The organism is Flavobacteriales bacterium, from assembly GCA_020435415.1.
GTDB lineage: Bacteria > Bacteroidota > Bacteroidia > JACJYZ01 > JACJYZ01 > JACJYZ01.
On sequence record JAGQZQ010000136.1, the window covers coordinates 1 to 6,374 of the forward strand.

Annotated in this window: 8 protein-coding genes; 2 read left to right on the forward strand and 6 right to left on the reverse strand. The window is 47.2% G+C overall.

What is annotated here, in order from left to right; genetic code table 11:
- Window positions 1–254: 254 nt before the first annotated feature.
- Together KDD36_14475 and KDD36_14480 are read left to right on the forward strand one after the other, a co-directional pair.
- A complete protein-coding gene (locus KDD36_14475; GenBank protein ID MCB0397854.1) occupies window positions 255–581 on the forward strand; it encodes a helix-turn-helix transcriptional regulator in 327 nt (108 codons plus the stop codon).
- Between the two features lie 159 nt (window positions 582–740).
- The gene (locus tag KDD36_14480; GenBank protein MCB0397855.1) at window positions 741–1,847 is read left to right on the forward strand and encodes a Fic family protein; all 1,107 of its coding nucleotides are present in this window, start codon (window positions 741–743) and stop codon (window positions 1,845–1,847) included.
- Between the two features lie 63 nt (window positions 1,848–1,910).
- Here KDD36_14480 and KDD36_14485 read toward each other — a convergent pair whose 3' ends face one another.
- From KDD36_14485 to KDD36_14510, 6 genes are all read right to left on the reverse strand, one after another.
- A complete protein-coding gene (locus KDD36_14485) occupies window positions 1,911–2,588 on the reverse strand; it encodes a hypothetical protein (protein ID MCB0397856.1) in 678 nt (225 codons plus the stop codon).
- Window positions 2,585–3,799, reverse strand: a complete 1,215-nt coding sequence (locus KDD36_14490) for a homoserine dehydrogenase (GenBank protein ID MCB0397857.1) — start codon at window positions 3,797–3,799, stop codon at window positions 2,585–2,587. The genes KDD36_14485 and KDD36_14490 overlap by 4 nt, the downstream gene beginning before the upstream one ends.
- Before the next feature lie 53 nt (window positions 3,800–3,852).
- The gene (locus KDD36_14495; protein ID MCB0397858.1) at window positions 3,853–4,506 is read right to left on the reverse strand and encodes a phosphoadenylyl-sulfate reductase; all 654 of its coding nucleotides are present in this window, start codon (window positions 4,504–4,506) and stop codon (window positions 3,853–3,855) included.
- An 8-nt stretch (window positions 4,507–4,514) separates the two neighbouring features.
- Window positions 4,515–5,660, reverse strand: coding sequence for a molybdopterin-synthase adenylyltransferase MoeB (gene moeB / locus KDD36_14500; GenBank protein MCB0397859.1), 1,146 nt, complete (start codon window positions 5,658–5,660; stop codon window positions 4,515–4,517).
- Window positions 5,661–5,704: 44 nt separating this feature from the next.
- Window positions 5,705–5,986, reverse strand: coding sequence for a MoaD/ThiS family protein (locus KDD36_14505; GenBank protein ID MCB0397860.1), 282 nt, complete (start codon window positions 5,984–5,986; stop codon window positions 5,705–5,707).
- An 11-nt stretch (window positions 5,987–5,997) separates the two neighbouring features.
- Window positions 5,998–6,374: M67 family metallopeptidase (locus KDD36_14510; GenBank protein MCB0397861.1), on the reverse strand; the 377-nt coding region annotated here is incomplete at its 5' end.

The following is a 6,374-nucleotide window of genomic DNA, read 5'->3' on the forward strand; positions in this document are numbered from 1 at the left end:
GAAGAATCTTGACAATTTGATGGGCGGTAAACTTGCTCTTTTTCATACTTGACAGTTTAAATTTACTACATTTCTAAACTGTCCTGATTTTAGGGGAGCTTACAAAGATACATCAAAACCTTTTCCCTGCAGTTTGATAAGTTCAACCACGTTTGATACATGTCTGATGGCGGAAAGTCCGAAAACCAATAGTTTCTAAATATGGAAACAATGTATATCTTTATGACGTTCTATTGACAAGAAAAAATATCCATATGGCAACCAAGAAAAAAAAATCATACTCGCTTTCAGAAATGAAAGACAAGTACATCGGTAAGGTTGGAACCGCTGAACGTGACGCGTATGAGTACGAACTTCGAATGGATGTGTTGGGTAAAATGATTAAAACCGCAAGACAGGAAAGGCATCTGACACAAGAAGAACTTGGTAAACTTGTAGGGGTTCAGAAAGCTCAAATCTCCAAACTTGAAAGCAGTGCGAACAGCGCAACCATTGATACCATTTTGAAAGTCTTCAAAGCATTAAAGGCAGAGATTAATTTTAATGTAAGGCTTGAAGATAACTATGTGAAACTCGCTTGATGGAAAGCAAGGTAAATGCATCATAGAGGTGATAGCCAATGTCTGCCCATAGACATATAACGCGTTCTGCCAACCTTGTTCCTGCGGTGAAAAGATGAGATATTCGCCGCATTTTTGCGGCGAATAATTCGTATATTTACCGCCTAGGCGTTTTGGACCATGGCAAAATACATTTACGAGTATAAAAACTGGATAGATTTTTCCTGGCAGGATAAAGCCATTAGTGCCGTATTCGGTGAGGTGCGGCTTATGCAGGGTAAAATAGTAGGGCAAATGAATGCTTTGGGCTTTTCTACTAAAGCAGAGGCCACGCTTACGGCCTTAACCTTAGACGTAGTCAAATCATCGGAAATAGAAGGCGAATTGCTGAACTATGACCAGGTGCGATCATCCATTGCAAGGCGTTTGGGTATCAATACGGCAGGACTTATACCTAGCAGCCGTCACATAGAAGGTGTGGTGGAAATGATGCTTGATGCCACTCAACACCATGCGTTAGCTTTAACCGAAAAACGTTTGGTTGGTTGGCATGCTGCACTATTTCCTACGGGGTATAGCGGGCCATACAAAATTGAGGTGGGACGATACCGCACAAGTGAAATGCAAATAGTCTCCGGAGCAATGGGCAAAGAAAAAGTGCATTACGAAGCCGTAAAGCCCGGATTGGTAAAAGCAGAAATGGACAAGTTTTTGGATTGGTTCAACAACGACAACCGACTTGACCCGGTATTGAAAGCTGCCATAGCACACTTCTGGTTTATAATCATTCACCCATTTGATGATGGAAACGGCAGAATTGGAAGAGCCATAACCGATATGTTGCTTGCCCGTGCCGAGGGTAGTGGAGAACGTTTTTACAGTATGTCGAGCCAAATACTAACGGAACGTAAACGCTATCATCAAGTATTGCAGAAAGTGCAATACAGTTCCGGCGACATAACCGAGTGGCTCGAATGGTTTTTGCATTGCCTGAAAAATGCCATGCTCGCCACAGAAAATACCACGCAAAAAATATTGCGTAAAGCTGAATTCTGGAAACTACACGAACATACACCTATCAACGAGCGCCAACGATTAATGCTCAACAAACTCTTTGACGGTTTTGAAGGGAAATTGCAAACTTCCAAATGGGCTAAAATGGCCAAAACTTCTACGGACACCGCCTTACGGGACATAAAGGATCTGGTAGAAAAAGGCATCTTGCAGCAAACAGATGAGGGAGGACGAAATGTGAACTACGAACTGGTCGACTTTAAATTAGAATAACGGTTGACTAAAGACGGGTTTTGTGTTAGAGGTAACGTGGAAACCTGAAAACACCACCGCCAACTAATACTTCTCCCTAAACACCTTTTCCCTTTTCACGCCGAGTGTTCCCAATCGCACTTCACACTCCTCCACCATTTCCTGGCTTCCGCATAGGAACACGTTTGTGTTTTCGGTGATGATGTCCGGATAGATGTCATGTACCCGGCCGTTGTGGCCTTGCCAGTCTTCACGGGATAATACGGGGTGATAATGAAACGCGGAGAATCCCTTTTCGAGTTGTTCGAAGTTGTGGTGATAGGGCAGTTGCAAGGTCTCCGCAGCACCCTGTACCAGGTGGATATTTCCCGGATAGGACTGCTCGGTTAATTGCAGGATCATGGCACGAAGCGGACTGATACCCGTTCCCATGCCGATGAATAGCAGATGATCGGAAAGATTCTCCGGAAGATGAAAACTTCCGAAAGGCCCGGTCAGACCCAGGGCCTGTCCGGATTCCATTTGCCCAAGGAGATGTTCTGTGCGTTGATCACCGGGCTTGCAACCGATCAGCAATTCAACCCTCGGCAGTACGGATGGCGCGGATGAGATGGAATAGTAGAACGGTCCTTCTTCAGTATGTAAAATAAGATGCTGACCTGCTTCAAAGGTGAAGTCGGCCGGTACTTCCAATGTTACATAGGCCAGGTGACCTTCACGCCTGACAGATACCACCCTGACCTGATGTGAAGGAGCACTCATGCATTGTCATCCACCACACAAACAAAAAGTTCGGTGTCTTTGTTTCCCTTCAGATTGAACAGGGACTTAAACGCCACATTCGCGATCACGTAGTTTGTTTTGGCGGAACGGAATTCTTCTTCGATGGAAATGATCTCCAGTTCTTTCAATGACTCCGGGTTTGAGAAACGTATGTACAACTTGATCGTGAAGTCGTTGTCCAGCATAGCGGTTACATTCTCCGCCGTTCCGTTGGCACCATTCTTCTTCAGCTTTTTGTAGCCGTATTTGTAATTATAGGTCAATGCGGAGATGTCTGAAAGCACGGCGCTTCCGGTGGGGTGACTTCCTGCTCCCTTGCCGGCAAGCATCTGTTTGTCTGAGAAAGCGCCTTCCACTTCGATGGCGTTGTACTCGTAATTCACATTGAACAATTCGCTTTCCCGCGTCACGAAATGCGGCAGTACATAAGCCCTTACCTGGTCATTGATCTTGGTGGCATAGGCCAGCAATTTGATCCGGAGTTGTTTTTCACGAGCAAAGTGAATGTCGTGTATGCGGATGTTCTGGATGCCGACATTCAGCACGTCTTCCGGCTTCAGGATCACACCGAATGAATGAACGATAAGCAGCACCAGTTTGTACAGGGCATCGTATCCCGCCACATCCAGCCAGGGATTGGCTTCCGCAAAGCCGTTTTCCTGTGCTTCTTTCAATGCGTCGGCATAGGGCATGTTATCGAACAACATCTTGGACAAGATGTAGTTGGTGGATCCGTTTACAATGCCACAGATGCTGGTGAGCAACTCATTGTCGTAATATTCTTCGAGGTTCCGGATGATGGGAATGCTGCCGCCTGCCGAACCTTCATAGATGAGAGACACGTTGTTATCCATCTGCAGTTTGTACAGTTCCGCAAAATGTTCAGCGAGCATTTTCTTGTTGGCGGTGACGACATTCACGCCGTTCTTCATCGCACGGCTGACGATCTCAAAAGCATCTTCGGAGTTATCGATAAGTTCCACCACCACATCAAGGTCTTTGCGTCCGAGGATATCTTCCTTGTCATAGGTAAAGTTTGATGCATCAATGGAGCGTTTCTTATTTGGGTCTTTCACACAGAATTTGTCAATGCGTGCTTTCAGTCCCTGAGACATGTTTAATACATCATACAGTCCCTGTCCCACGCATCCGAAGCCAAACAATCCGATCTTTATTTCCTTGCCTTCCATGGTTTTCTTTTTTTACTGATATCAATATGAAAATTTATATGCTTTGAAATGGTTCAGAGGTGGAGTCCGCATTCCGATTTGGATTTTCCTTCCCACCGGCCTTCCCGGTTCTTCCCTTTGACGGTACACTGGGCGCAGCCCACAGAAGAATAGCCCAGATCTTTCATCGGGTGAAAGGGCAGCTGGTGTTCCTCAATGTAGGCATCCCGTTGTGCTTCAGTCACATCAATCAGAGGATAGAATTTGATGATACCCCGTTTCTGCTCGAAGATGGGCAGGCGTTTCCGGTACTTGCTTTGATAGCCCATCAGCCCGGAGATCCATACATCGTATTCATCCTTGATCTTCTCCAGGGGCTCTACCTTGTTGATGGAGCAGCAGAGGTCGGGATCTTTCGTCCAGGTCTTATCGGTTTTGGTGAATTCGTTTTTCCAGTCTTCCGGTTTTACCTCTACCACATTGAGTCCGTACAACCGGATCAGTTCGTCTTTGTAGTCCAGGGTTTCCTTGAAAAGGTAGGTCGTATCGATGAAATGTACGGGGTGGCCTTTCTTCAGCCTGCTGAAAAGGTGCAGAAGGAAAGCCGATGTCGTACCGAACGAGGAGGTCAGCAGGATCTTTTCGGGTGGGAAGTCCTCGAAAAGAGCCAGGATACGCTCTTCGTAGTTCAGCGATTTGTACTTCTTATTTAGTTCGTCGAGGTTCAAAACAGTCGTTAATAGATCGGCAGTGACGGATCAATTTCCTTGGCGTAGGCCGTGATCCCGCCGACGAGGTTATACAGGTTGTCGTGGCCATATTTGGCTTCTATCAGTTCAATGGCTTTGGCACTTCTGCCACCCATTTTACAGTGTACCACCACTTTTTTATCCCTGGATACTTTCTCACCCAGGTCCATATTGGGTAGTTGTGACAGGGGCATGAGTTCACCGTTGAGGTTCACGATCTCATATTCGTGAGCTTCACGCACATCGATGAGTTGAAACTCTTCGTTGTTGTCTTTCCAGGCTTTCAGTTCCTGCACGGAGATCTCTTTCATTTTCTTTTCTGTTTCAGCATCCGGTTTCAATCCGCAGAACTGTTCGTAGTCAATCAGTTCCGTGATCTTCAGTTGCTCGTTTTTACGCACCTTCAGGGTTCTGCTCTCAAAGGAAAGGGCATCAAATAAATACAATTTACCTGACAAAACATCGCCCAATCCGGTAATTACCTTGATCACTTCATTGGCCTGCAGACTTCCGATGATGCCGGGCAGCACACCGAGAACGCCACCTTCTGCGCAGCTGGGTACGAGTCCGGGCGGTGGTGGGGTAGGGAAGAGGTCGCGGTAGTTGGGTCCGATCACCCCGTCTTTGTCTGTGTAATTGAATACGGCCACCTGACCATCAAAGCGGAAGATGGAGCCATAGACATTGACTTTACCTGCAATGACACAGGCGTCATTCACCAGGTAGCGTGTAGGGAAATTATCTGTTCCGTCTGCTACGATGTCGTAGTCTTTGTCGCGGATGATGTCCAGGGCATTGGAAGAATGGAACTGGGTGTTGTAGGTATGCACGGTGATGTGTGGATTGATACCCAGGATGCGATCCCTTGCTGCTTCCACTTTAGGCCTGCCCACATCTTTCACATCAAACAACACCTGGCGTTGCAGATTGCTGTCGTCCACCACATCATAGTCTACAATGCCAATGGTACCCACGCCTGCAGCGGCAAGGTATTGCAGCAGCGGACTTCCCAGTCCGCCGGAACCGATCACCAGCACCTTCGCGGCCTTCAGCTTTTTCTGACCTTCGATGTTAAACTCGGGGATGATGATGTGCCGGTCGTAACGCGCCAGTTCTTCTCTTGAAAAGGTAATGTCTTCAGGTGTCATTGCATTCAAAATTTGTGATCCTTTCTGAATCAGTTCGGACTTCCGCCGGCGATGGCTGGCACAATGCTAACCACGGTATCACCGGCGACTGCTGTGTTTTCCTGTTGCAGGTCGTTGATGTTTTCATCGCCCACAAAAATGTTGATGAAGGCACGGATCTGGCCTTGCTCATCCAGGATGTGTGGTGCCACACCGGGAAATGCCTGGGTGAGTTTGGTAACCACTTCCTTCACATTCTGTCCTTCGGTCTCATAGGTGGCCTGGTTCTCAGTGAACTTTCTCAGCGGGGTCGGGATGATCAGTTTTGCCATAGCGATGATTTTTATGGTTTCAGTTCTTCTTCTGTGAATTGTTTTGTTTCGTCCAGTTGCCAGGAACGGGTATGGTCCACTTTGCCATCCATCACCGAAACGATGGTGTATGAGAACCAGGGCAGTGCCTGTTTCCTGTCATGTTCGGATGGGATGGCCGGATGTTGCGGATGTGAGTGATACACGCCGAGCAGGGTCATCCCTTTTTCAAGCGCATATTTTTCCGCATCCATATAATCCTTACCGGAAATCTCGAAACGACGCCGCTGGTCGCCTTCCTTGCTGTTGTCAACCAGCCGGGCTTCGGTAACGGTGCGAACATCGTTTTCGTGGCCATACATAAATCCGCAGCATTCATTCGGGAATGTATCCTGAGCGTGGGAATGCA

Bases quoted from the DNA above. Each gene is read 5' to 3' on its own strand.
- KDD36_14490 (MCB0397857.1), bottom strand. From the start codon at position 3,799: ATGGAAGGCAAGGAAATAAAGATCGGATTGTTTGGCTTCGGATGCGTG.
- KDD36_14505 (MCB0397860.1), bottom strand. From the start codon at position 5,986: ATGGCAAAACTGATCATCCCGACCCCGCTGAGAAAGTTCACTGAGAAC.
- KDD36_14480 (MCB0397855.1), top strand. From the start codon at position 741: ATGGCAAAATACATTTACGAGTATAAAAACTGGATAGATTTTTCCTGG.
- KDD36_14475 (MCB0397854.1), top strand. From the start codon at position 255: ATGGCAACCAAGAAAAAAAAATCATACTCGCTTTCAGAAATGAAAGAC.
- KDD36_14485 (MCB0397856.1), bottom strand. From the start codon at position 2,588: ATGAGTGCTCCTTCACATCAGGTCAGGGTGGTATCTGTCAGGCGTGAA.